The following is a 23,287-nucleotide window of genomic DNA, read 5'->3' as shown; positions in this document are numbered from 1 at the left end:
CAAATGGATATCCTACTACATCCTTCCTATTTTCCATCCATAAGTCATTTTGCAGCTATAGCGCAATCTGATAATGTTACATTTGAAATGGAGGATAATTTCCAGAAACAAACCAATCGCAATCGAACTTATATTTATAGCCCAAATGGCCTTCAATTATTGAATATACCTATAAAACATTCTAATTTAAGTCATCAGAAGACAAAAGAGATTAAGATAGAACAGGAATTTGATTGGCAAAAGCAACATTTCAAATCGCTGGAAGCAGCGTATAGAAGCTCTCCATTTTTTGAATATTTTGAAGATGATTTACTGCCTATTTTTCAAAAGAAACATACTTTCTTGATGGATCTTAATTTGGAAGCTTTTGATATTGTTTGCAAATGTTTGCGAATGAAATTACAGTTTGATACTACGATTGAATATTTTCATGAATTAGATAACTCACAAGTTGTCGATTTTCGCTATTTAGTAAATGGTAAAAAAGATCAATCCGCTTTTGAACCTTATACTCAAGTATTTGATGATAAACATGGATTTTTGAATAACTTAAGCGTTCTGGATTTGCTTTTTAACGAAGGGAAATTTGCAATGGATTATCTAAAGAATCAAGCTCTCATTCGATAAACTGAGATTCGTATTAGAAAAGAAAAACAATTACTTTGCCTACCCGCTATCTCATTCGGATTACTCATTAATCTTCAAAATCTCTGCTATAAAACTATTCCATAGATAGTTTTGCCATGATAGGAAAATGATCTGAGTTTTGAAAATCTGGAAAACTCTCAAATTGCTTCACTTCCATCGTTTCATCGGCAAAAATATAATCGATTCTAGCCGGATAGTATTTAAATTTATAAGTAGCCCCAAAGCCTTTACCAGCATCTTCAAAGCTATCCTTTAATTTTCCTTTTATGTTGCGATATACGTACGAAAAAGCACTGTTATTCATATCTCCACAGATGATAATAGGATATTTACAGTCTTTCTCATGTTCCTTAAAAATAGCTGCTTGTTCTTGTTGCTGTTTAAAAGCCTTACTAATTCGAATGAAAAGGTATTTGGACGTTTTCTGATTGATTGCATCAATGTTTTCGGAAATCTCACCCACTTCTGGTGAAATTTTTATAGACTGTAAATGCATGTTATATACCCTAATAATATCTTTACCTTTTTTTATATCGGCATACACAACATTATTATTTGAATGAGGAAATACTATATGTCCCTGATCAATAATAGGAAATTTAGAAAATATTGCCTGACCCGTTTTAATTTGTTCTCCTTCCATCAAGACGTATTTGTAAGGATAGACTTTTAAGTCAATATCAGCTGAATTCGAAAATTCCTGAATGCACAATATATCAGGATTTTGGCTATTGATAAATTCCAAAATGGTATCCGGAACATCATCACGATCCAACCATTTAAAGACATTGAATAATCGCACGTTATAACTCATAACGGTAAAATCCTTGTCGCTTGGCTGCAATTCTTTTGCTGTGAATTTATAAAATTTATTAAAAAAAGTAATTCCGACTAACAGAACTAAGCCTGACAAAATCATGCGTTTTTTAAACTGAATCGCCCAGTATAGAAAAAACAATCCATTAGCTAAAAAAAACAAGGGCATAAACAAAGTCAATACCGATGCAAACGGGAAGATTTTTGGTGCCAGAAAAGGGAGTAGATAAGCAATGAATGTTAGTACAATAAGTACTAAATTCAAAAGAAACATTCCTTTATTAAACCATGAAAGGTTCTTCATTTTTTAATGTATTTTGAACTTTTAAAAATTAAAAGTTCTCGATTTACACTTCAATATTGATATAAAAATAAGCTATTTTCCTGCTTGAAACAAAAATTCTTTTTCTTCTTGGTTCAAACTATCATATCCAGACTGACTGATTTTGTCCAAAATCTCATCAATCTGCTGTTGTTTTTTATCTTTAACCACTATTTTAGAAGTAGATTTTTCGACTGGTTTCTTATAATTTTTATGAACTTTTTTGAACGGTGTTGATGGCTTTTTAAACAGATTAGTAAAGAAATCCAAAACTGAACTTACTATCTTACTCAAATCTGTTCCATTTTGCAATAACTTCACATAGATAAAACCAAAAAAAGCTCCTGCCAAGTGTGATATATGCCCTCCTGAATTCCCTAAACGAAACTGCATTAAATCCAAAACAATAATTACTGCTGTAACGTGCCATAATTTGACATTTCCCACCAATAACAACCTTACATCCATCAAAGGATTATATGTTGTTGCAGCAACTAAAATAGCCATAATTGCTGCCGATGCACCAACTATCGCTCCACTAAAATGCATTAAATTAAAAGCTAAAGCAAAAATTAATCCTGCAAAAATGGCACTCAAAATATATACACCTAAGTACTGTTTGGCTGAAAAGAATGTCAAAAACAAGTAGCTTGCAAAATTCAGTACTATCATATTAAAGAATAAATGCAAAAAGCCATCATGAAAAAAAGCATACGTTAAAAAAGTCCATGGTCTTAACGCAAAAACTGAAGGTTCGGATGACAAAGCAATCCAATTAGGGAAATCAAATTCCCCAATGCTAAATTGATAGAAAAAAAGTAAGGAAACCAAAAAACAACCTATATTCCAAAAGATCATTTTCATGGCGATACCACCCAATCTATATTGCATTTTCAAATCGTCTAAAATATTCATACGTTTCTCTTTTCGATTATTTATCTGAAATTTACAATTTGTAATTTGATTTCAATTAACAGAACACAAGCTTTTTAACTAGTTCCATCGTTTATGATTAAATTTATTATTCCTCCAATACCACATCATTGCAAAACCAACTATTGCACCTCCAATATGGGCAAAATGTGCAATCCCACTTGATCCTCCAAAAATAGAACCTCCAGAAACTCCCAAATACAAATCAACTAATAATAATCCAGGAACAAAATATTTAGCTGGAACTGGAACTGGAATAAACATCAAAGACAATCCAGCATTAGGAAACATAAAAGCAAATGCTACCAACAAACCATAAATAGCACCCGAAGCACCAACCACATTGCCAAAATAGGCCCCTGTAAAACCATCAAAAGCAGAAGGAGTTAATAGTTCTTGCCATCTAGAATCGAATTTTCCTTCACTTAACGTTTTTAGTATTTCCACTTTTGAGTAACCATTGGCAACCAGAGTATCAATACCACTTTCGAAGAAATAATAATTGACAAGTGTATGTAATAATGCAGCTCCTAAACCACAAGAAATATAAAAGAAAACAAATCTTTTACCACCCCAATAATGCTCTAATGCCGAACCAAAAGAATATAAAGCAAACATATTGAAAGCAATGTGCCAAATATTAGGCAATGGCGCATGCATGAACATGTGTGTGAAAATTTGCCAGAAATGAAAATCTGGATTTTCGAAAAAATACATGGAAAGCATTTTATAGGCTGGTTCGCCAACCATCATAGAACCAATATAAAAAAGCACATTTATTATTAACAGCTGCTTAACTGTAGGCGTAATATTCATCATAAGGCAAACTTTTTATCTAAATCTTCCACACGCATAGTGATGAAAGTGGGTTTTTGAAATGGGGATACATTCGGGTCTTTACAAGCGAAAAGACCGTTAACTAAATTTTCTTGTTCTTTTTCGGTTAAATAAGCACCTGTTTTGACAGCCAGGCTTTTTGCCATCGATTTGGCAATTGTATCATTTTGGCTGAAACTATTCTCAGGAATTCCGTTATGCAGATCGCTTAGTAACTGATCTAAAACCATAGCTACTTCGCTCTCTGTAATATTTACAGGTATACCGGAAATCACAACATGATCTGGATTGGATTCCTCAAAAACAAAACCAGTATTTACCAATGATTGCTGCAAATCGGCAATAAGTTCCATTTCGCTTGCTGAGTAAAACAAATTAATAGGAAACAGCAATTGCTGACTAGATGCATGATGCACTGTCATGTTTACCAAAAATTGCTCATACAAAATACGCTGATGCGCTCTGCTTTGATCGACAATTACCATTCCGGACTTAATAGGCGAAACAATATATTTTTTGTGAATCTGATACGTTTTCTGAACCGTCTGCTCTACATCTTCATCATTAAACAAAGACGATGTTACCTCTTCATTTTCAAATGTAAACTCATTATTTTCATACGAAAAATCATTATTGTTACTCGAAGCAAATTCATTACCACCAAAAACTGCATTGGTATCCTGTTTCACATCCACATACAAACTTTCCCATGTAGCAGTTGGTTCCGCCCTTTTATATGATGAAGACGAATAACTCTTAGCAGGTTTTTCTTCAGCAAAAGGATTGAAATTTGTATCAATCTGAATCGTTGGAATTTCTCCATCTAAATTTTTATAATGATAAGGCGTATCCAGATTCGCATCTCTTTCAAAATCCAAAACCGGAGCCACATTAAACTGACCCAGACTATGCTTAATAGAAGCTCTTAAAATAGCATACATCGCACTTTCGTTATCAAATTTGATTTCGGTTTTTGTAGGATGTATGTTGATATCGATAGTATTTGGCGGCACCGTCAAATACAAATAATAACTAGGCTGTGAACCATCTTTTAGAATCCCTTCGTAAGCAGCCATAACCGCATGATGCAGGTACGGACTTTTTATAAAACGATCATTAACAAAGAAAAACTGCTCTCCCCTGTTCTTTTTGGCAAACTCAGGTTTGCAAACAAAACCCTGAATGCTCATCATCTCTGTATCTTCGATAACCGGAACTAATTTCTCATTGGTTTTACCACCAAAAAAATTAACGATACGCTGTCTCAAACTCGATGGCGGCAAATTATACATATCACTGCCATTGTGATAAAACGTAAAATGAATTTTGGGATGAGCCAAAGCCACGCGTTGAAACTCGTCAATAATATGACGATATTCCACCGTATCCGATTTTAAGAAATTACGGCGGGCAGGAATATTAAAAAATAAATTTTTAACAGCAAATGAAGTCCCTTTAGGCAGAACTGCCACATCTTGGGAAATAAACTTACTCCCTTCGATAACAATATGAGTTCCCAGTTCCTCCTGCTCTAATTTGGTTTTCATTTCCATGTGCGCAATCGCAGCAATAGAGGCCAATGCTTCTCCACGAAACCCTTTGGTATGTAATGAAAATAAATCTTCGGCTTGTCGAATCTTGGAAGTAGCGTGACGTTCAAAACATAGACGAGCATCGGTAACATTCATTCCAGAGCCATTATCAATCACCTGAACCAATGATTTCCCGGCATCTTTGATAATCAATTTGATGTCGGTAGCTTTGGCATCAACCGCGTTTTCCAATAGTTCTTTCACTACTGAAGCAGGTCTTTGCACTACTTCACCAGCAGCAATTTGATTGGCAACATGATCAGGAAGCAATTGAATTATACTCGACATTAAGAAAAATTAGTTTAAAGTTTAAGGTTTAAAGTTTTCAAACCAAGAAGGACAAATTTAAGGAATTTCTATTGTGTTTTTACAGTTTTCGACCCATAAAAAAACCATAAAAATTAGACCACAGATCACACGGATTTAACTGATTAACATAGATTAAAATGCAGGTTAAATAAACTAGTTTAAAAATTAACCGCAAATTGCACAAATTATCGCAAATTAATCTGTGATAATTTGTGGTTAAAAAAATTTTGAGACTAATAAAAAATACATTTTAACATTGTCATCTCTCAGCTATTTTTCAATTAATAAATCGCACAAAAAAACCTATACTATTCATCGAACAGTATAGGTTCTTTTTATGGATAACAACCAATTCGTAATTCCTAATTGATAATTCCTAATTGATTCATTTTATTCTTCGATTTGCAAAGGTTCGTTACCAATTCGCAAAGCGCCAGATGACAATAAATGCTGATTGTCAATTTGGTGCGATAAAGAAGCCTGCTGACGGATATAAGCCATTTTTATAGCTGCAATCGCTGCTTCAGTACCTTTGTTTCCGTGAATTCCTCCACTTCTGTCAATAGACTGCTGCATAGTATTATCGGTCAACACACAAAAGATAACAGGAATATCCGTTTGAACATTCAAGTCTTTAATTCCTTGTGTAACCCCTTCGCATACAAAATCAAAATGTTTCGTTTGACCCTGAATCACACAACCTATGGCGATTACAGCATCAACATTCTGAGTTTGCAACATTTTTTTAGAACCATATATCAGCTCAAAACTCCCTGGAACATTCCAGCGGATAATGTGATGAGCAGGAACTTCATTGTCCAACAAAGCTGTAATAGCTCCATTATAAAGCCCTTCGGTTATAGTATCATTCCATTCTGAAACAACAATCCCAAAGCGAAAATCTTTCGCGTTTGGGATTGAGTTTTTATCGTAATCAGATAAATTTTTATTTTCGGTAGCCATCTTTATTTTAGATTTTAGAATATTAGAATTTAGATTCAGATATTAAAGATAGATTTTTTGAAATAAATCTACAATCTTAAATCTACAATCTTAAATCTTTTATTGTGCCAAACCAATCAAACCATCCACTGTAGCAGCTTCTGGAGAGCTTTCATAATTTTCTTTAATATCTGTGAAATATTTCAAAGCATCTGCTTTATTTCCTAGAGCCAAAGCTACTTTACCAGCTTTCATCAAGAAACGAGGCGTAGTAAAATCATTTTTACTAGATTCAAAAGCCTTAACATAATTATCCAAAGCCTCTTTTGGTTGGTTCTTTTGAGAATAAGCATCCCCAATAGCTCCTTTTGCCAAAGCGCTCAAAATAATATCTTTTGAACTGAATTTACCTAACGAAGCAATCGCTTCATCATATTTACCTGTATTAAGGTAAGCGATACCAGCATAATAGTTAGCTAAATTTCCAGCAGCAGTTCCAGAATATTCGTCAGCGATTTTTACAAATCCAAATTTCCCTTCAGAACCATTCAATGATAATTTATATAATGAATCACTAGCCACACCATTAGTAGCTTTCTCAAAATTAGATTGAGCAACAAACATTTCGTTAGCAGCATCATCCTCTTTTGGAGTAGCAATAAATTTTTGATAAGCAAAATAACCAACAGTTACCAATGTAATAGCACCAACAACTCCAATTATAATTTTTTGATTCTTAGCAACCCAGTCCTCTGTTCTAGAAGCCGTTTCATCCAATTTCGAAAAAACCTCAGCCGTAGCACTGTCTTTTTCGTCAATCGTTACATTTTCAATTGCATCGTCTTTAACTTCCTTTTCCTTTGGTGCTTTATATCCTCTTTTACTGTAAGTAGCCATTTAAAATTTAATTTATGTGAACGGCAAAAATAAAATTTTTATTCTAATGCACGTAAAAAAAATGGATTTTATATTAAATTTTAGAAAAATATTTTTAATCCCTTATTTTCACTGCAAAATCACGCTCTAAAATCCGAATAATCAGGGCGTGCCACCAGCCAGAAAAAAGGGCTATTCTCTTTGCGGGTATGCGCCCTTTTCTCTGTCTGCTGTCGGGCTATCCGCGCTACTTTGGTAGCCAGCTTCTATCCCTCACGCGAGCCCACAGACGTAGTAAAAAAAACGAAAAAAGAGAAATTCTCCCCTTTTATTTTGGTCAGGAATAGCACACAGATTACTAAAAAAATTTTATTCCTACCACAGATTAATTAATTAAGAGCAAAATAATGTCACATTACTCTACCCTATAAGCCATATAAATACATTCAAGATTTAGCTTAGGTGACCTTATATGCCTTATATGGTTAAAAAAAAACATTCTCTTGTTTTGTATTTACTACTCTTATCAAAACCCCTCCATTTCAATTTCGTAGTCTTTCCTTTATTTTTTTAACAAATAAACCAAATAAAGGAAGAAAAAAACTATAAATTAAAGTAAGAATAATCTAGTTTTGTTTTCTCATTATTAATTAATCAAACCATTAAAAAACAATTTATGTCCAATTTACTCAACAATCGTGTAAACACTACAGCAACAGCTGTGCAAGTAACAGCCATCAAAGCTGCATTTCAAACCATTACAACCAATCTGCCTTTCCTCGTAGGCTTGACTGCCGATGAGCGAAAATCATTAACCACTATCGATGTCAACAACAAAGCCTTTACCGAGGATGCAATCAATGCAGCCGTAAACAATCCGACACTTATTCCATCGTACATTTCGGTAACTAATATGAAAAATGACTTAACCCTTTTTACCCAACTAGACGAACTATCCGCAATGGCAACCCAACTTTTCGAACGCATCGAAGACACCAAAATGCTTGCTGGAAGTGAGGCCTATGGAGCAGCACTATCTCTCTATAAAGCCTTTGGCGCCGCTGCCGATGCGGGAGTATCTGGCACTGATAGTATTGTAGACCAACTCAAGAAACGTTTTGCTACCAGTACGGGCAGTACCGTTACCACTCCTCCAGTGGCACCTGCTCTGCCATAATACTATTTAGTACCTCAATAGTAACTGCCTCTTTACATTCAAAAGAGGCATTTTTTTTGCCAAAATGCAATTAGCAATTCACCCCATAACAACGGTAATATATAAAAAACAGGTGCTTAACCATAACAATAGAGGTAGGTCGTACCTGTTTTATTGGTACTTCGTACCTGTACTATTGGCACGAAGCACCAATAAGACAGGTACGATTAGCCAATAGTATTGGTAATTATAGCCAATAAAACAGGTTGCTTACACCAATAGTATTGGTAACTCACCATAATAACAGAGGTACTTCGTACCAATAGTATTGGTTATTCACACCAATACTATTGGTGATTAACACCTGTTTTTGGGAAAATAAAGATATTTAACAAACCATAAAGACATCAAAATAATGACATCCAGTAGCAATAAATACAAAAAGAATCTTGGGGACAACTACCCATCAATTGGCAATTTTATTCATTACCATATTATACAGCATAAAATCAAGAAAGGCGATCTGGCTCGGACGTTACAGATACTTCCAACGGGATTGAACGATTATTACAAAAGAGACTCCTTACAATTTGCCATTTTATGGAAGCTGAGCCATGCGATGAAACACAATTTTATAGCACAATTGGGCGAATACCTACCGTACCGTTTTGAAAGCATACGCGAAAAAGCCCTGAAAGAAGAACTAGCTCAGAAAGATGCTCTTATCCTGAAAATGGAAATTCAGCTGGAAGCTTTTAGAGAGATGAACCGCAAATAGACTAAAGTGGAACAAATGGATTGTTCTTAATAGTAGGTATCTAGAAAACTAATGACAAAGAAATTTGTCTCTATATAAGTAAGTAATAACTTTCGATATCAATCATTATTTGTAAGAATATTTTAATATCTTCGAGAAAATAATAACACGCAATGCAATTGTGCCAATCCATATAAATTAGGATGTATACTCGCAAATTTATTGCACATATATACGAGTTACCAGTAATTTTAAAAAACCAACAGAGAATTCAATAACAATGACACAAAAAAAATTTGACAGACTTCTTTTAATTTTAAGTATTCTTTGCTTTTTGACAATACTACAAATCAAATTTTTCCATATCAAATTTAATTATTTAAACTTTGATATAGATACCATTGACAAGACAAATGATATTGTTTTTAATCTCGCTACCAACATTATTGCAAGTTATATTTTCTATGTGATTAACATTCAAATAGTAACTTATATTAGAGAAAAGAAAACGAGAAAATTAATAAACAATTACCTTACCGACCTTGCAACTCAAATGAAAGTTGGACAACTTTACTTAAATAAAACTTATTTCAATAATGTAGATTTTGAAACATTGACATTAGGAGATTTTAGTAACTTAACTACACTACAAAACACTCAAATTAATTTTAGGTACCAGCAAATAAACACATTAGGAATAAATACAAATTATTCAACAGGAACTTACAGTGAAATAGATTTGTTTGATGAAGAAAGAGAAATGGTTAAAAATAACATTCAAATAATTTTTTCTTTTCCATATATTTCATCCGTTGATTACGACTTAATAAACTTGTTGCATAAAATTCAGTCAAGCTTTTTTTATATTGGTGTAAAACACATAAAAGGAGGAGTGATATATTTGAATTTTAATCAACATTTTTTCGAACATTATGAAAATTTCAAAGCGTTGAAAAAATTTGTTGAGCCAAGACAAACTACATAAAAAAACATAGGAGCCGTTACAAGATATTTGGCCATTTGGCTGAATTTGAAGATGGTTTTGTACACTGGTAATCTTACAAAGAATACAAAACCATCAATTTATGCAAAGCAACAACCTCAATAATCAAAATCAATGGAAACAAAAATAAAAGTAAAATTGAGAATAATAGGGTCATTAACATTAATAATATTTTTTCTATTACAAGTATCTGAATTATGTGATAACATAAAAAACATATTCTTATATATAAGTGTTTTTTGTTTTTCAATAATATTTATAGTGGATTTCGTAAAATATCTAAAAAACCATTATTACAAATAATAATCTCCAGCCAACGGGGGTCAACTGGCGCGAGCATCTTGCTTGTGCCCACAATAAAAATCAGACAAAACAAACTACAACCCTAAAAAAGTTGTAGTTTGTTTTTTTTTTAGAACTATTCCTACTTCAAAAATAAAACACAAAAACACAAATTCACTTTCTATATATTAATTTTTTTCAATAATTTGCACAACCGAGTGACAGCGAAGAAATAAAGCAATCATCACAATCATAATCTTTTAATTAAATCAAATATTAGATGCATTTATCGAAAAAAACAAAAACTGTATTTACCTTTTTAACCATGCTGTTAATGGTCAATATATACGGACAATCCAACAATTTCAAAGTTACTCTAGATGCTGGTCATGGCGGTAAAGACAATGGAGCTCAGTATTTTGGCAATAAAGAAAAAGACTTAACCTTGGCCGTTACCTTGAAAGTAGGTCAGCTATTAGAGCAAAATCCAAATGTTAGTTTGATCTATACCCGAAAAACCGATGAGTTTATTGAGCTTAGAGAAAGAGCAAAAATGGCCAATCGTGCAAATTCCAATTTATTCATTTCAATTCATTGCAATGCCAACAGAAATTCATCTGGAAACGGAAGTGAGACGTATGTAATGGGTATGTCAAGAGCCAATATGAATTTGGAAGTTTCTAAAACAGAAAACTCTGTAATCTTTTTAGAAGATAATTACGAGAAAACCTATAAAGGTTTTGACCCAAACAACCCAGGAACATTAATAGGATTACAAATAGTACAGGAAAGTAATTTGGCGAGTAGTATTGATCTTGCGACTAGAATACAGAATAATTTTTCGAACTCTATAGTTATAAAATCCAGAGGTATTAAACAAGAACCGCTATGGGTTCTGGACGCTACTACAATGCCAGGAGTTTTAATCGAGATCGGTTTTATTTCGAACCAAATTGACGAGAGTATACTAGAATCCGAAGAGGGACAGAATAATATTGCAAAAGCAATTGCCAATGCTATTATAAGCTATAAAGATGAATATTTTGGAGATGTTGGAGCAGCAACTTCTGGAGAAAAGCCTTGACAAGCATTCCTATAGCGGATATTAGTTAGATTCAAAAAAACGTATCTCTTAAACTGTAATGTTACCAATTTTTGGTAATTTAGCATAAAAATAAAATCATGGGACGAAATACTTCAATATCATTAGGAGACCATTTTGAAAATTTTATTGAACACAGCATTAGCGATGGAAGATTCAATAATGCAAGTGAAGTTGTCAGAGCAGGACTTCGCCTTTTGGAAGATGAAGAAATTAAAATAATTGCCTTAAGAAAAGCAATCACTGAGGGATTAGAAAGTGGCCGTGCTATTGATTTTGACCCAAAGCAACATCTTTCTTCTCTAAAAGCCAGAAGAAAAATAAATGGCTAAATATTATTTTACCAATAAAGCGGTCGAAGACTTATCTGAAATTTGGAATTATACAGTCATAAACTGGTCTGAAAAACAAGCTGACAAATATTATGATCTATTATGTATTTCTTGTAATGAACTAGCCAAAAACCCAAAACTTGGAAAACAATACGACATTGTAACCAAAGGAATATTTGGATACAAATCTGGTGAGCACATAATTTTCTATACTCTAATTTCAAAAAATGAAATTGAAGTAACCAGAATCCTTCACGGAATGATGTCCTTAAAAAGTAAGCTATAAAACACAACTCTCTCTTTGAATAAAAATAGTTTTTCTCGTTACAGATTCTCATTTCAAAATAATTAGTAAAAATCTGTAAAATCTGTTGCAGAAATAATAATCAGCCCTCTTTGTGAACGGTAAAAAAGTTAAAAGCGAATGCTTTGCATTTTATCATAAGATAGTCTGACTTTATATCGATATTTTTCAATAATTTGCACCCTCTTTACAACCAGCCTCAAAAAGGGTGTAAAGTCAACAATTCCAGTAAGACCTTCAGATGTATTTAAAAAAAATATCCTTATTCAATTACAAAAATTTCTCCGAAGCCAATTTCGAATTTGATAATAAAATCAATTGTTTCGTTGGCAAAAACGGTATCGGAAAAACCAATGTATTGGATGCTATCTATCATTTGTCGTATGGAAAAAGTTATTTCAATCCACTCGCCGTTCAAAACATCAAACACGGTGAAGAGTTTTTTGTAATTGACGCCGAATTTGAGAAAAACGAAAGAACCGAACAAATTGTCTGCAGTCTCAAAAAAGGACAAAAAAAAGTCCTGAAACGCAACGGGAAAGCCTACGATAAATTTTCAGACCATATTGGATTTATTCCCCTAGTTATCATCTCCCCTGCAGACAGAGATTTGATTGTAGAAGGAAGCGAAACCAGAAGAAAGTTTATGGATAGCGTAATTTCCCAACTCGACTCCAACTATTTGCAACAACTCATTCATTATCAAAAAGTAATGAATCAACGCAATGCTTTACTAAAGTACTTTGCTTTGAATCACACTTATGATAACGATACCTTATCGATATATAATGAACAGTTAACCGAATATGGTCAATCAATTTTCGAAAAAAGAAAAGCATTCATTGCCGAGTTCTTGCCTATTTTTAACTTTCATCATCATAACATAACAGGTTCAGAAGAATCTGTTCAAATCATTTATGAAAGTCATTTATTCGAAAATGATTTACTCACTTTATTGCAACAAAACATCAACAAAGACCGAATGTTGCAATATACAAGTGTAGGAATTCATAAAGACGACTTGTCATTCGAAATAGATAACTACCCTATCAAGAAATTTGGTTCACAAGGGCAGCAAAAATCATTTTTAATAGCTTTGAAACTTGCCCAATTCGAATTCCTTAAAAAACAAAGTGGCGTAAAACCTATTCTTCTTTTTGATGATATCTTTGATAAATTAGATGAAAACAGAGTGTCAAAAATCATAGAAATGGTCAACAACGACACCTTTGGACAACTTTTTATCTCAGATACTCATCCCGAACGCACTGAAACAATTGTAAAGGCAACGCTCCAGAGCTACACAATTTTTAATTTATAACTTTTATTTAAGGTGAGTTCCAGATTCAAAAGGTAAAAATTGTTTAATTTTACATCAATTAAAACAGAACACCCCCAATGAAATTAAAGCATCTTTATTTATTCGTTATTTCCTTTATAGCTTTCTCTTGTAATTCGCAAACAGCGGTTCAAACTATTGATGTTACTTCCTATTCAAAGAAAATAGAAGCTACTCCAAAAGCTCAAATTTTGGATGTTCGTACTCCCGAAGAATACACATCAGGACATATTGAAAACTCTGACAATGTAAATTGGTTAGGCAATAATTTTGTTGCTCTAACAGACAAATACGACAAAACAAAACCAGTTTTTGTTTACTGTAAAAGCGGTGGAAGAAGCCTTAAAGCATCCGAAAAATTAGCCGAATTAGGTTTTACAACTGTTTACAATCTTGATGGAGGAATGCTAAAATGGGAAGCTGCCGGATTAGCAAAACCTGATACTAAAATCATTGGAATATGCAGCCAGGAATATGCCGAATTATTAAAAACAAACAAAAAAGTTCTGATTAGTTTTTATGCGCCTTGGTGTGCGCCTTGTAAAAAAATGGAACCTTATATCCTAAAAATGCAAAAAGACATGGCTGACAAAGTAACGATCATTCGCTTGAATGCTGACGAAAATAAAACCATTATGCAAGAGCTAAAAATCAGTGAACTTCCAACTTTTGTACTTTATGAAAATAAAGCCGTAAAATGGCAAAAATCAGGATTTGTTAGCGAAGAAGATTTAAAAACTCAATTACAATAATAGGCCCATGCTCTCAAAAGATACCTTACAATTCATTGCAGATTTAAAAGCCAATAACAATAGAGATTGGTTTCTGGAAAATAAAAAACGTTACGAAATCGTAAAGAAAGATTATCATCAATTGATTGCTGCTTTACTTGAAGCACTAAAACCTCTTGATCCTTCATTAGAAATGCTGGAAGTTAAAGATTGTACTTTTAGAATCAATCGCGATGTTCGTTTTGCCAAGGACAAATCACCTTATAAAACCAATTTAGGGATTTGGATATCAGCGGGAGCCAAACATACAGAAGCTTCGGGTTATTACCTTCATATAGAAAATGGAACTTGTTTTGTAGGCGGTGGATTGTACTGCCCACAACCTGACCAACTTCAAAAAATCAGAAAAGAAATTCACTTTTTCTACGATGATTTACTTGAGATTATTAATGACAAAGGTTTTAAATCTATTTATGAAAATTTAAATCGAGATGAGAATTCAACTTTAAAAAATCCTCCAAAAGGCTACGATAAAGAAGATCCCGCCGTTGAATTTTTAAAATTAAAAAGCTTTACTGCTACTCAAAAATTCGACTCAAAATTAGTTACTCAAAAAGATTTCGTGCCAATGATCGTAGAAAAAATGATCGCTTTGAAACCTTTCAATAATTTTATCGACAGAGCTTTAGACACTGAATAATTCCAAAAGCTAAACACTCTTTAAATTGTAATTACGAATTAAAAATTACGAATTACGCTGAACTTAATTACAATTCCACATGGAGATTTTAAATGATTTTTCTTTAAAAAACTACAATACTTTTGGCATTGAAGCCAAAGCAAAACAATTTGTTGCTGTTCATACTGTCCCCGAATTGAAAACAATTTTGGTACAAAACCAAAACGAAAAAAAATTCATTCTTGGTGGAGGAAGCAATATGCTATTAACAAAAGATATTGATGCTTTGGTAATCCATATTGATTTAAAAGGAAAATCAATAGTAAAAGAAGATGATGATTTTGTTTGGATCGAAAGTCAGGCGGGTGAAAACTGGCATCAATTTGTACTTTGGACCATCGATCAAAACTTTGGAGGACTAGAGAATATGTCACTTATCCCTGGAAATGTTGGAACTACTCCTGTTCAAAATATTGGTGCTTACGGTACCGAAATCAAAGATACTTTTGTTTCTTGTGAAGCCGTGAATATTGTTTCTCAGGAAATAAAAACATTCACCAATGACGAATGTAATTTTGGATATAGAGAAAGTGTTTTCAAAAACGAAGTAAAAGACCAGTATATAATCACATCGGTAATTTACAAACTAACAAAACGCAATCACAAAATCAATACTTCATACGGAGACATTCAAGCCGAATTAGCTAAAAACGATATCACAACTCCTGGTTTAAAAGACGTAAGTAACGCTGTAATAGCTATTCGCAAAAGCAAATTACCTGATCCTGCTGAATTAGGAAATAGTGGTAGTTTTTTTAAAAATCCAATCCTTTTAAAAACTGATTTCGAACCAATTCATAAAAAATTTCCCGAAATGAGATTCTTTGACATTTCAGAAACGGAAGTCAAAGTTCCTGCTGGATGGTTAATTGAACAAGCCGGATTAAAAGGAAAACGTTTTGGAGATGCTGGAATTCACAAAAATCAAGCATTGGTTCTTGTTAATTATGGAGGAGCTACTGGACAAGAAATTCTTGCAGTTTCCAAAACGGTTCAGGATACAGTTTTCAATACATTTGGCATTCACATCGAAGCCGAAGTAAATGTGATTTAGAAAATACTCATTTCGAATTTAATGACTAAAACACTTTCTATAAAAATAGCGAACCCAAATGATGAAAAAGCTGCAGCAATCATAGAAGAATTGTCTGCAAATCTTTATCTTCGTTTTGGAAGTGACGGAAAAAATTCTTTTACAGATTGGGAATACAATAATTCAAAATATGTATTTGTTGTTGCTGAATTGAATAATGAAATTGTAGGCTGTGGAGCCATCAGACCTATTTCTGAAACTATTGGTGAAGTAAAACGAATGTATTCTAAATTACCGCGAAATAAAATTGGAGAAACAATTTTAAACTTTTTGGAACACCATGCTATAAAGATTGGATACTCAGAATTGATCTTGGAAACTCGTTTGAAAAATCAGGAAGCCACTCAATTTTACACGAAAAAAGAATATAAAATTATACCGAATTACGGAAAATATATAGATAAACCTGAAGCAATTTGTTTTGGAAAATCTTTAAAATAATTTCACAACTAATAAAGATGTATACCCCTGACTTATATAAAAACGAAGATCCTGAATCCATCAGAACTTTTTTGAAAGGAAATAGTTTTGGCATTTTGATCAATCAAACCAATGGCAAACTATGTGCTACACATATCCCCATAGAACTTGAAATAAATCCTGATGGAAAAGAAATTTTGCAAGGGCATATCTCAAAATTAAATCCACAAGCAGAAGGTTTTGCAGAAAACGATCAGGTTTTGGCTGTCTTTACGGGACCACATAGTTACATTTCTTCTTCTTGGTATGATCATGAAAATGTACCAACATGGAATTATTTAGCCGTACATGTTTACGGCCGAATTAAGATTGTTGATGAAGCTGCCGCTATAGAATCCCTAAAAAAATTAGTTGACAAATATGAAGCCAATTCTGTAAACCCGGTTCGTGTCGAGGATTTATCTGCAAAAACAATGCGTGAAGCCAAAGGCATTATTGCTTTTGAAATTGAAATTGATGAAATTCAAGCCACAAAAAAAATGTCGCAAAATCGGGATGCCAAAAATTACGCAAACATTATTACAGAACTGGAAAAAACCAAAAACCCTCAATCTCTGGCTGTAGCAAAAGAAATGGGTGAAAAATTAAAGTAATTACTGATTTTATATTGATAATCCACAATTGCTAATTACATTTGCAATCGTTTTTAAAAGCCAAAAAATAAAAGATGCTACTAATTATTTTATACTTTTTTATTGCCATAGTTGTTATTCAACTTTTTTATTATCTAATTGTTTTTGCAAAATTCTCTTTTGCTAAAACACAAGAAATCAGCCAAAAAAACATTCCGGTTTCTGTTATAGTTTGTGCCAAAAACGAAGAAGAAAATGTTATTAAATACATCCCGTTATTAGCAGAACAAAATTATCCAGACTTCGAAATCGTTTTGATTGACGATGCTTCCAGTGATAACACTTTAGAAGTTTTTGAAGAATTTGAAAAACAATACCCAAATATTCGTTTAGTTAAAGTAAAAAATAACGAAGCCTTTTGGGGAAACAAAAAATATGCTTTGACATTAGGTATCAAAGCTGCCCAAAAAGAACATCTTTTATTTACAGATGCTGATTGTTATCCAACTTCAAAAGATTGGATAACTGCCATGGCTTCTCAGTTTACTAAAGAAAAAACCATTGTTTTAGGGTATGGAGCTTATGAAAAAATTAATAATTCCTTCTTGAATAAGATAATCCGTTTTGAGACTTTACTAACTGCAATTCAATATTTTTCTTGGGCAAAAATAGGAAAACCTTATATGGGCGTCGGTCGTAATTTAGCGTACAAAAAAGATGAATTCTTTAATGTAAACGGCTTTATAGACCATATACAAATTCGTTCTGGAGACGACGACCTGTTTATCAATCAGGCTGCAAATTCCGAGAATACAACTATTAGTTATTTGCCTGAAAGTTTCACATTCTCAGCACCAAAAACCGCATACAAAGATTGGTTTATTCAAAAAAGAAGACACGTTGCGACAGCCAACTTTTATAAAACATTTGATAAAATACAACTTGGTCTATTTTTTAGTTCTCAATTATTATTCTTATTAGTCCCTATTATCTTATTGGTTTTTCAATTTCAATGGATATTGGTTTTAAGCCTTATAGGATTTAGATATTTGGTTACTTGGATTATCATTGGCTTTGCTTCAGGAAAATTAAAAGAAAAAGATGTAGTATATTGGTATCCTATTATAGAAATTATACTTATATTCACTCAAATTAATGTATTTGTAACCAATATTTTTTCAAAACCCGCACATTGGAAATAAGTAAACAAATAGAGAAAGCAAAAAAAGGAAATCAAGTTGCCTTTACTTTTCTATTGGATTACTACTGGAATGAGGTCTACGGTTTTATGCTAAAAAGAACTGAAAACGAAACGACAGCCGAAGACATTACTATTGAAACTTTCTCTAAAGCATTTGACAAAATAGCCACTTACAACTCAGAATTTCAATTCAATACCTGGTTAATTTCTATTGCTAAAAATGTACATATCGATTTAATTCGTAAAAAGAAATCAAGCCTTTTTATAGAAATTACTGACGAGCAAGATCAAACGGCTTACAATATTGCCGATACTACTCCATCCGCAGAAGATGTCTTAATTACTGAGCAAAATCTTTCTCAATTATTACAATTCATCAAAGAACTAAAACCTCATTATCAAGAAGTAATTCAATTGCGTTATTTTCAAGAAATGAGCTACCAGGAAATCGCCAACAAAATTGACGAACCTTTGAGCAATGTAAAAATCAAATTGCTTCGTGCCAAAAAATTACTCTCAGAAATTATTCAAAACAGAAGATAAAAATGTTAATTTTTTAGACATTAATTTCCTGTATTTATTCATACGCGTATAATATTTTAATTATTTAACAAAATAATTAATAAATATTTATTATCTTAGATAATAATATTCTTATTCTATACGTTAGAAGTTAAAACCACTTTAGCTTATGATTTAATCTCTACTTTAACCATTAAATCTGTAAATTATGTCTAAATTAAACATCTACGAAACTAGCTGGATTGATGTTGTATTCGAAAACCGCAACAAAGAATACGGAGCGTATCATTTACGTCAGGAAAACACAAAAACATCCTTTTTTGCTCTCTTTATGGGAGTATTACTTTTGACAGCTGCCATTAGTATTCCTGTGATTTATAATTATTTAAATCCAGACCATAGGATTCCTTCCTTAGTCCCCGATTTACCTCCGGTAGTAGTTGTAGATATAACTCCTATTGTGCCTCAAACAGAGATTGAAGAAGCCATCGTACCTCACATTCAAGAACCAGTTACAGAAAACAACAATACTAATCAACAACTTATAAACCCCGAAATCGTTCATGCAACTGCAGCAACCCAAGAACCTATTGTTACTAATGATGATCTCAAAAACAATCCTAGCACTAACGCAACAGGAACAGAAGGAGGAGGAACAGGAACAGAACCCTCAACAGGAACTGCAGTAGTAAGCACTCCTAGTATTCCAACCAATGCCATTATGCCAAGCACAGCATTAGACAAATTACCTGAGTTCCCTGGGGGAATCAATAAATTTTATACTTATGTTGGTAATAATTTTGAAAAACCTGAACTAGATAGCGAAGCTGCCATCCGTGTGAGCGTTTCTTTTGTTATTGAGAAAGATGGAAGCATGACAGATATTAGAGTTCTAAAAGATCCTGGCTATGGGTTAGGAAAAGAAGCAATTCGTGTTTTAAAATCATTAAAAACCAAATGGAACCCAGGAATGATTGATGGCAAAGCGGTTCGAACTTCCTATAACTTGCCTATTATGATACAAACGAACTAGTTTAAAATAATTAGATTATAATTAAAAAAAGGAAAGCTGAATTTTTATTAATTCAGCTTTCCTTTTTTTTGCTACAATTAAAAACGAAAAATTATTTTTTCTTTTTAGTTGTTTTCTTTTTAGTTGTTGTTTTCTTTGGAAGAGTATTAACGATTGGTTTTTGCACATACGCTTTATACAAACCGTCTTTCTCAGCTCTTGCTTTAGCATTATCTGCTCTTAGTTTAGAATCAGGATGCGAACTCATCATTTGATCAATAAAAGAACTTTCCTTGCCCTCACTCATTTTTGCTAATATTCTAAATGCTGATTCTTCTGCATTTACATCATAGCCATTTTTCTTCATAAAATCATATGCAAATAAATCGGCCTCAGACTCTTGCTTACGACTAAATTTACTATCAATCATAGCACTACCAATCTTAGCCAACTGGCTATCAGTTAGCGTAGCAATCGTATTTGACTGAGAAGCAGCCGCATCAATCAATGCTTCTTTTTGATACAAAGCTTTCATAGCATCTCTGGAATCATGATTATTAACGTGTCCTATTTCATGACCAATAACAGCTATTAACTCATTATCATCCATTACATCCATCAAACCCGAAAACACACGCACGCTACCATCTGCAGTAGCAAAAGCATTGATATCTTTGGTCAGATAAACTTTGTAATTCAAAGTATAAAACTCTCCTTTTGTATATTTACCAAAAACTCTAGCCAAACGAATCGCATAAGGATCTGTAGCTAATGCTACTTTATTTTCAGTATCCATTTTATCAACGGCAGGCTTAGACATAGCTGCAGCATTTTCATCACTAAAAGTAAATCCAGTCATTCCCTTTTGAACAGCTCCTAAGGCTTTTTCACTAAAATTAATTTGTGCTTCTGCTGTAGAAATTCCAAACAAAACAGCTAAAGCTCCTAGTAATAATGATTTTGTATCCATCTTATATTTGATTTATATTTAATAAACAAAGATACTACAAGTATTAAAAAATACGGAATTTTCTTTTATTATTAAATTCCGTATTTTAAAACCTTTAAAACTCAAAAATTAATTTAATTAAAACTGAAATTGTATTATTTCTTTTGAAGGAGAAACATTTAGCTTTTTAAAATATAGTTTCAGTTCTTCATTTTATCTTTGTTTTTCAAACAAAAAGACAACGGTAATTGCGGTAGTAATTTAAGAGATCAGGACTAAAAAGAAATATTAATGCATTTTTGCCATTTATTTAAAATTGCAATCGAATTCAAGTTAATATTTTTTAAAATCCTAAAATCAGCTCAATAACCCAACAAGTTTTATTAAAATTCACAAATATGGAACTCTAATTCTAAAACAACATTCCTTATCTTTGCAGTCTGAAAATTGAAATATGGAAACTATTTTAGATAATACATTACCCGTTGGAAAACCAAAATGGTTAAAGGTAAAACTACCAATTGGACAAAAATATACAGAACTTCGAGGACTTGTCGATAAATATAGCTTGAATACTATTTGCACTTCTGGAAGTTGCCCAAATATGGGAGAATGCTGGGGTGAAGGAACTGCCACTTTTATGATCTTAGGAAATGTCTGTACGCGTTCTTGTGGTTTTTGTGGTGTAAAAACCGGAAGACCTGAAACGGTAGATTGGGATGAACCTGAAAAAGTAGCTCGTTCAATCAAAATAATGAATATAAAACATGCTGTAGTCACAAGTGTTGACCGAGATGATTTGAAAGATGGTGGCTCAATTATTTGGATTGAAACTGTAAAAGCCATTCGTAGAATGAACCCAAACACAACTTTAGAGACATTGATTCCTGATTTTCAAGGTATCGAAAGAAACATCGATCGTATCGTAGAAGCTAATCCTGAAGTAGTATCACACAATGTAGAAACAGTTCGTAGATTAACTCGTGAAGTACGCATACAAGCAAAATACGACAGAAGCTTAGAAGTTTTAAGATATCTTAAAGAAAAAGGGATTAACAGAACTAAATCTGGAATTATGTTAGGCCTTGGTGAACAAGAAGAAGAAGTTTTCCAGACCATGCGTGATTTAAGAAATGCGAACGTTGATGTTGTTACTATTGGTCAGTATTTACAACCAAGTAAAAAACACCTCCCTGTAAAAGAATTCATAACGCCAGAGCAATTCAAAAAATATGAAGAGTATGGTTTGCAACTTGGCTTCCGTCATGTAGAAAGTGGTCCTTTGGTACGATCTTCATATAAAGCACAAAAACATATATTATAGTCGAATGTTAGAAAGTCAGAAAGTCGAAAGGCAAGAAATATTGACTTTAAGACTTTAGATTTTAAGACTTTAAATCTTATGACAAGAATAGCTATTAATGGTTTTGGAAGAATTGGAAGAAATTTATTTCGCCTTCTATTAAACCACCCTTCTATTGAAGTAGTTGCCATCAATGATATTGCCGACAAAAAAACGATGGCACATTTGATAAAATACGACAGTATTCATGGCGTTTTACCATTTAAAGTAAACCATGACGAAAAAGGAATTTTAGTTGATGGAAAACATTTTTTATTTTTCCATGAAAAAAACATTTCTAACCTAGATTGGAAAAGCATTGACATCGATTTTGTTGTAGAATCTACTGGAAAATATAAAACTTTTGATGAAATTAATGCTCACATTTTGGCTGGAGCTAAAAAAGTTATCCTGTCTGCACCATCTGAAGTAGATAGTATAAAAACAATTGTATTAGGCGTTAATGAATCTATTCTTGACGGAACTGAGGTCATTATATCCAACGCAAGTTGCACCACAAACAATGCTGCTCCTATGATTAAAGTCATTGAAGAGCTTTGTGGTATTGAACAAGCCTATATCACAACTATCCACTCCTTTACTACTGACCAAAGTTTACACGATCAGCCTCATAAAGATTTACGAAGAGCCAGAGGAGCAAGTCAATCCATTGTTCCAACAACAACTGGAGCTGCAAAAGCCTTAACCAAAATTTTCACAACCCTAGATGGTAAAATGGGTGGCTGCGGCATTCGTGTCCCAGTACCAGATGGTTCTCTAACTGATATTACATTCAATGTAAAACAAAATGTAACAATAGAAGAGATAAATGAAGCATTTAAACTAGCTTCAGAAACCAATTTGAAAGGGATTTTAGAATACACTGAAGATCCAATTGTATCGGTAGACGTACTTGGTAACAAAAATTCATGTATATTTGATTCTCAGCTTACTTCCGTAATCGATAAAATGGTAAAAGTAGTAGGTTGGTATGATAACGAAATTGGATACTCTTCCCGAATCATTGATCTAATTTCATTATTGAGTTTTAATAAAAAATAAATTTAGTGAAACAAATATAAGTAATCACCTATAA

General features: G+C 32.8%; 25 protein-coding genes. 18 read left to right on the top strand and 7 right to left on the bottom strand.

Annotation, left to right across the window (positions count from 1 at the left end):
* Window positions 1-3: 3 nt before the first annotated feature.
* Window positions 4-627 (top strand): WbqC family protein, encoded by a 624-nt coding sequence (locus tag CLU82_RS13325; RefSeq protein WP_100843551.1) that lies wholly within the window; start codon window positions 4-6, stop codon window positions 625-627.
* Window positions 628-721: 94 nt separating this feature from the next.
* Here CLU82_RS13325 and CLU82_RS13320 read toward each other — a convergent pair whose 3' ends face one another.
* From CLU82_RS13320 to CLU82_RS13295, 6 genes are all read right to left on the bottom strand, one after another.
* Window positions 722-1,768, bottom strand: a complete 1,047-nt coding sequence (locus tag CLU82_RS13320; protein WP_100843550.1) for an endonuclease/exonuclease/phosphatase family protein — start codon at window positions 1,766-1,768, stop codon at window positions 722-724.
* A gap of 72 nt (window positions 1,769-1,840) precedes the next feature.
* Window positions 1,841-2,701 carry a rhomboid family intramembrane serine protease gene (locus CLU82_RS13315; protein WP_100843549.1) on the bottom strand — a complete coding sequence of 287 codons (861 nt, stop codon included), beginning with the start codon at window positions 2,699-2,701 and terminating at the stop codon, window positions 1,841-1,843.
* Between the two features lie 78 nt (window positions 2,702-2,779).
* Window positions 2,780-3,538: a rhomboid family intramembrane serine protease gene (locus CLU82_RS13310; protein ID WP_100843548.1), complete on the bottom strand. Its 759-nt coding sequence runs from the start codon at window positions 3,536-3,538 to the stop codon at window positions 2,780-2,782.
* Complete coding sequence (gene mutL / locus CLU82_RS13305; RefSeq protein ID WP_100843547.1) at window positions 3,535-5,436, bottom strand: DNA mismatch repair endonuclease MutL; 1,902 nt, start codon at window positions 5,434-5,436, stop codon at window positions 3,535-3,537. Before mutL ends, CLU82_RS13310 begins: the two co-directional genes overlap by 4 nt.
* Before the next feature lie 411 nt (window positions 5,437-5,847).
* On the bottom strand, window positions 5,848-6,420 hold the full coding sequence (ribH, locus tag CLU82_RS13300; RefSeq protein WP_100843546.1) for a 6,7-dimethyl-8-ribityllumazine synthase: 573 nt from the start codon (window positions 6,418-6,420) through the stop codon (window positions 5,848-5,850).
* A 99-nt stretch (window positions 6,421-6,519) separates the two neighbouring features.
* Window positions 6,520-7,296, bottom strand: coding sequence for a tetratricopeptide repeat protein (locus CLU82_RS13295; RefSeq protein ID WP_100843545.1), 777 nt, complete (start codon window positions 7,294-7,296; stop codon window positions 6,520-6,522).
* A gap of 655 nt (window positions 7,297-7,951) precedes the next feature.
* Between CLU82_RS13295 and CLU82_RS13290 the strand changes: the two genes are divergently transcribed.
* From CLU82_RS13290 to CLU82_RS13220, 15 genes are all read left to right on the top strand, one after another.
* Window positions 7,952-8,452, top strand: coding sequence for a hypothetical protein (locus tag CLU82_RS13290; RefSeq protein WP_100843544.1), 501 nt, complete (start codon window positions 7,952-7,954; stop codon window positions 8,450-8,452).
* 394 nt (window positions 8,453-8,846) lie between these two features.
* Window positions 8,847-9,209 (top strand): hypothetical protein, encoded by a 363-nt coding sequence (locus tag CLU82_RS13285; protein WP_100843543.1) that lies wholly within the window; start codon window positions 8,847-8,849, stop codon window positions 9,207-9,209.
* Between the two features lie 259 nt (window positions 9,210-9,468).
* Entirely contained in the window at window positions 9,469-10,173 is a 705-nt protein-coding gene (locus CLU82_RS13280; protein ID WP_100843542.1) for a hypothetical protein, read from the top strand.
* Window positions 10,174-10,807: 634 nt separating this feature from the next.
* Complete coding sequence (locus CLU82_RS13275) at window positions 10,808-11,557, top strand: N-acetylmuramoyl-L-alanine amidase (RefSeq protein ID WP_157813356.1); 750 nt, start codon at window positions 10,808-10,810, stop codon at window positions 11,555-11,557.
* 98 nt (window positions 11,558-11,655) lie between these two features.
* The gene (locus tag CLU82_RS13270) at window positions 11,656-11,907 is read left to right on the top strand and encodes a type II toxin-antitoxin system ParD family antitoxin (RefSeq protein WP_100843540.1); all 252 of its coding nucleotides are present in this window, start codon (window positions 11,656-11,658) and stop codon (window positions 11,905-11,907) included.
* The gene (locus CLU82_RS13265; protein WP_100843539.1) at window positions 11,900-12,193 is read left to right on the top strand and encodes a type II toxin-antitoxin system RelE/ParE family toxin; all 294 of its coding nucleotides are present in this window, start codon (window positions 11,900-11,902) and stop codon (window positions 12,191-12,193) included. Before CLU82_RS13270 ends, CLU82_RS13265 begins: the two co-directional genes overlap by 8 nt.
* 259 nt (window positions 12,194-12,452) lie before the next feature.
* Complete coding sequence (locus CLU82_RS13260) at window positions 12,453-13,532, top strand: DNA replication/repair protein RecF (RefSeq protein ID WP_100843538.1); 1,080 nt, start codon at window positions 12,453-12,455, stop codon at window positions 13,530-13,532.
* Window positions 13,533-13,609: 77 nt separating this feature from the next.
* Window positions 13,610-14,302 carry a thioredoxin domain-containing protein gene (locus tag CLU82_RS13255; RefSeq protein WP_100843537.1) on the top strand — a complete coding sequence of 231 codons (693 nt, stop codon included), beginning with the start codon at window positions 13,610-13,612 and terminating at the stop codon, window positions 14,300-14,302.
* A 7-nt stretch (window positions 14,303-14,309) separates the two neighbouring features.
* Window positions 14,310-14,981: a DUF2461 domain-containing protein gene (locus CLU82_RS13250; protein WP_100843536.1), complete on the top strand. Its 672-nt coding sequence runs from the start codon at window positions 14,310-14,312 to the stop codon at window positions 14,979-14,981.
* Between the two features lie 79 nt (window positions 14,982-15,060).
* Window positions 15,061-16,074 (top strand): UDP-N-acetylmuramate dehydrogenase, encoded by a 1,014-nt coding sequence (murB, locus tag CLU82_RS13245; protein ID WP_100843535.1) that lies wholly within the window; start codon window positions 15,061-15,063, stop codon window positions 16,072-16,074.
* 21 nt (window positions 16,075-16,095) lie between these two features.
* Complete coding sequence (locus CLU82_RS13240; protein WP_100843534.1) at window positions 16,096-16,554, top strand: GNAT family N-acetyltransferase; 459 nt, start codon at window positions 16,096-16,098, stop codon at window positions 16,552-16,554.
* 17 nt (window positions 16,555-16,571) lie between these two features.
* Window positions 16,572-17,186, top strand: a complete 615-nt coding sequence (locus CLU82_RS13235) for an FMN-binding negative transcriptional regulator (protein WP_100843533.1) — start codon at window positions 16,572-16,574, stop codon at window positions 17,184-17,186.
* Window positions 17,187-17,260: 74 nt separating this feature from the next.
* Window positions 17,261-18,367, top strand: coding sequence for a glycosyltransferase (locus CLU82_RS13230; protein WP_100843532.1), 1,107 nt, complete (start codon window positions 17,261-17,263; stop codon window positions 18,365-18,367).
* Complete coding sequence (locus tag CLU82_RS13225; RefSeq protein ID WP_100843531.1) at window positions 18,358-18,909, top strand: RNA polymerase sigma factor; 552 nt, start codon at window positions 18,358-18,360, stop codon at window positions 18,907-18,909. The genes CLU82_RS13230 and CLU82_RS13225 overlap by 10 nt, the downstream gene beginning before the upstream one ends.
* 187 nt (window positions 18,910-19,096) lie before the next feature.
* Entirely contained in the window at window positions 19,097-19,921 is an 825-nt protein-coding gene (locus CLU82_RS13220) for an energy transducer TonB (protein ID WP_100843530.1), read from the top strand.
* A 91-nt stretch (window positions 19,922-20,012) separates the two neighbouring features.
* On the opposite strand, the gene CLU82_RS13215 is transcribed toward CLU82_RS13220, so the two are convergent.
* Window positions 20,013-20,870 carry a M48 family metalloprotease gene (locus tag CLU82_RS13215; protein WP_100843529.1) on the bottom strand — a complete coding sequence of 286 codons (858 nt, stop codon included), beginning with the start codon at window positions 20,868-20,870 and terminating at the stop codon, window positions 20,013-20,015.
* 433 nt (window positions 20,871-21,303) lie between these two features.
* On the opposite strand from CLU82_RS13215, the gene lipA reads away from it, so the two are divergent.
* Complete coding sequence (lipA, locus tag CLU82_RS13210) at window positions 21,304-22,173, top strand: lipoyl synthase (RefSeq protein WP_100843528.1); 870 nt, start codon at window positions 21,304-21,306, stop codon at window positions 22,171-22,173.
* Window positions 22,174-22,251: 78 nt separating this feature from the next.
* Window positions 22,252-23,253 (top strand): type I glyceraldehyde-3-phosphate dehydrogenase, encoded by a 1,002-nt coding sequence (gap, locus tag CLU82_RS13205; RefSeq protein WP_100843527.1) that lies wholly within the window; start codon window positions 22,252-22,254, stop codon window positions 23,251-23,253.
* Window positions 23,254-23,287 lie beyond the last annotated feature (34 nt).

Source organism: Flavobacterium sp. 5 (genome assembly GCF_002813295.1).
Lineage (GTDB): Bacteria > Bacteroidota > Bacteroidia > Flavobacteriales > Flavobacteriaceae > Flavobacterium.
The sequence above is the reverse complement of the archived record's forward strand: the minus strand, read 5'-3'. Positions and strand labels throughout refer to the sequence as shown.

Bases quoted from the DNA above. Each gene is read 5' to 3' on its own strand.
- lipA (WP_100843528.1), top strand. From the start codon at position 21,304: ATGGAAACTATTTTAGATAATACATTACCCGTTGGAAAACCAAAATGG.
- CLU82_RS13315 (WP_100843549.1), bottom strand. From the start codon at position 2,701: ATGAATATTTTAGACGATTTGAAAATGCAATATAGATTGGGTGGTATC.
- CLU82_RS13255 (WP_100843537.1), top strand. From the start codon at position 13,610: ATGAAATTAAAGCATCTTTATTTATTCGTTATTTCCTTTATAGCTTTC.
- mutL (WP_100843547.1), bottom strand. From the start codon at position 5,436: ATGTCGAGTATAATTCAATTGCTTCCTGATCATGTTGCCAATCAAATT.
- CLU82_RS13285 (WP_100843543.1), top strand. From the start codon at position 8,847: ATGACATCCAGTAGCAATAAATACAAAAAGAATCTTGGGGACAACTAC.
- CLU82_RS13270 (WP_100843540.1), top strand. From the start codon at position 11,656: ATGGGACGAAATACTTCAATATCATTAGGAGACCATTTTGAAAATTTT.
- CLU82_RS13295 (WP_100843545.1), bottom strand. From the start codon at position 7,296: ATGGCTACTTACAGTAAAAGAGGATATAAAGCACCAAAGGAAAAGGAA.
- CLU82_RS13260 (WP_100843538.1), top strand. From the start codon at position 12,453: ATGTATTTAAAAAAAATATCCTTATTCAATTACAAAAATTTCTCCGAA.
- CLU82_RS13220 (WP_100843530.1), top strand. From the start codon at position 19,097: ATGTCTAAATTAAACATCTACGAAACTAGCTGGATTGATGTTGTATTC.
- ribH (WP_100843546.1), bottom strand. From the start codon at position 6,420: ATGGCTACCGAAAATAAAAATTTATCTGATTACGATAAAAACTCAATC.
- murB (WP_100843535.1), top strand. From the start codon at position 15,061: ATGGAGATTTTAAATGATTTTTCTTTAAAAAACTACAATACTTTTGGC.
- CLU82_RS13215 (WP_100843529.1), bottom strand. From the start codon at position 20,870: ATGGATACAAAATCATTATTACTAGGAGCTTTAGCTGTTTTGTTTGGA.
- CLU82_RS13280 (WP_100843542.1), top strand. From the start codon at position 9,469: ATGACACAAAAAAAATTTGACAGACTTCTTTTAATTTTAAGTATTCTT.
- gap (WP_100843527.1), top strand. From the start codon at position 22,252: ATGACAAGAATAGCTATTAATGGTTTTGGAAGAATTGGAAGAAATTTA.
- CLU82_RS13275 (WP_157813356.1), top strand. From the start codon at position 10,808: ATGGTCAATATATACGGACAATCCAACAATTTCAAAGTTACTCTAGAT.
- CLU82_RS13235 (WP_100843533.1), top strand. From the start codon at position 16,572: ATGTATACCCCTGACTTATATAAAAACGAAGATCCTGAATCCATCAGA.
- CLU82_RS13290 (WP_100843544.1), top strand. From the start codon at position 7,952: ATGTCCAATTTACTCAACAATCGTGTAAACACTACAGCAACAGCTGTG.
- CLU82_RS13250 (WP_100843536.1), top strand. From the start codon at position 14,310: ATGCTCTCAAAAGATACCTTACAATTCATTGCAGATTTAAAAGCCAAT.
- CLU82_RS13265 (WP_100843539.1), top strand. From the start codon at position 11,900: ATGGCTAAATATTATTTTACCAATAAAGCGGTCGAAGACTTATCTGAA.
- CLU82_RS13230 (WP_100843532.1), top strand. From the start codon at position 17,261: ATGCTACTAATTATTTTATACTTTTTTATTGCCATAGTTGTTATTCAA.
- CLU82_RS13325 (WP_100843551.1), top strand. From the start codon at position 4: ATGGATATCCTACTACATCCTTCCTATTTTCCATCCATAAGTCATTTT.
- CLU82_RS13310 (WP_100843548.1), bottom strand. From the start codon at position 3,538: ATGATGAATATTACGCCTACAGTTAAGCAGCTGTTAATAATAAATGTG.
- CLU82_RS13240 (WP_100843534.1), top strand. From the start codon at position 16,096: ATGACTAAAACACTTTCTATAAAAATAGCGAACCCAAATGATGAAAAA.
- CLU82_RS13320 (WP_100843550.1), bottom strand. From the start codon at position 1,768: ATGAAGAACCTTTCATGGTTTAATAAAGGAATGTTTCTTTTGAATTTA.